This is a genomic window from Staphylococcus sp. GDY8P126P (assembly GCF_017891965.1).
GTDB classification, from domain to species: domain Bacteria; phylum Bacillota; class Bacilli; order Staphylococcales; family Staphylococcaceae; genus Staphylococcus; species Staphylococcus saprophyticus.
Genome location: NZ_JAESKG010000039.1, coordinates 1 through 1,050 on the forward strand (window position 1 = coordinate 1; position 1,050 = coordinate 1,050).

The window sequence follows — 1,050 nt, forward strand, 5'->3', positions numbered from 1 at the left end:
GATTTTTGCCATGCCACGAAATTAGCATCATGCTAGCAAGTTAAGCGAACACTGACATGATAAATTAGTGGTTAGCTATATTTTTTTACTTTGCAACAGAACCCAGTTTATGCATCCCTTAACTTACTTATTAAATAATTTATAGCTATTGAAAAGAGATAAGAATTGTTCAAAGCTAATATTGTTTAAATCGTCAATTCCTGCATGTTTTAAGGAATTGTTAAATTGATTTTTTGTAAATATTTTCTTGTATTCTTTGTTAACCCATTTCATAACGAAATAATTATACTTCTGTTTATCTTTGTGTGATATTCTTGATTTTTTTCTATTTAATCTGATAAGTGAGCTATTCACTTTAGGTTTAGGATGAAAATATTCTCTTGGAACCATACTTAATATAGAAATATCAACTTCTGCCATTAAAAGTAATGCCAATGAGCGTTTTGTATTTAATAATCTTTTAGCAAACCCGTATTCCACGATTAAATAAATCTCATTAGCTATACTATCAAAAACAATTTTGCGTATTATATCCGTACTTATGTTATAAGGTATATTACCAAATATTTTATAGGATTGGTTTTTAGGAAATTTAAACTGCAATATATCCTTGTTAAAAACTTGAAAATTATCGTGATCAACAAGTTTATGTTCTGTAGTTTTGCATAATTTATGGTCTATTTCAATGGCAGTTACGAAATTACACCTTTGTACTAATTCAAGGGTAAAATGGCCTTTTCCTGAGCCGATTTCAAAGATATTATCATGTTCATTTAATCTTATATTTGTCATTATTTTATCTATATTATGTTTCGAAGTAATAAAGTTTTGACTGTGTTTTATATTTTTCTCGTTCATTATAACCCTCTTTAATTTGGTAATGAATTTTGCTTATTAACGATTCATTATAACCACTTATTTTTTGTTTGGTTGATAATGAACTGTGCTGATTACAAAAATACTAAAAATGCCCATATTTTTTCCTCCTTATAAAATTAGTATAATTATAGCACGAGCTCTGATAAATATGAAGGTTCTGTTGCAAAGTTG

At 27.3% G+C, this 1,050-nt stretch carries 2 protein-coding genes; both read right to left on the minus strand.

The features are described from left to right. Nucleotides 1-123 precede the first annotated feature (123 nt). Nucleotides 124-858 (minus strand): 23S rRNA (adenine(2058)-N(6))-methyltransferase Erm(C), encoded by a 735-nt coding sequence (gene erm(C) / locus KA893_RS13885; RefSeq protein WP_014158488.1) that lies wholly within the window; start codon nt 856-858, stop codon nt 124-126. 57 nt (nt 859-915) lie between these two features. Further along, nucleotides 916-975, minus strand: a complete 60-nt coding sequence (gene ermCL, locus KA893_RS13890; RefSeq protein WP_002497446.1) for a 23S rRNA methylase leader peptide ErmCL — start codon at nt 973-975, stop codon at nt 916-918. Nucleotides 976-1,050: the final 75 nt, after the last annotated feature.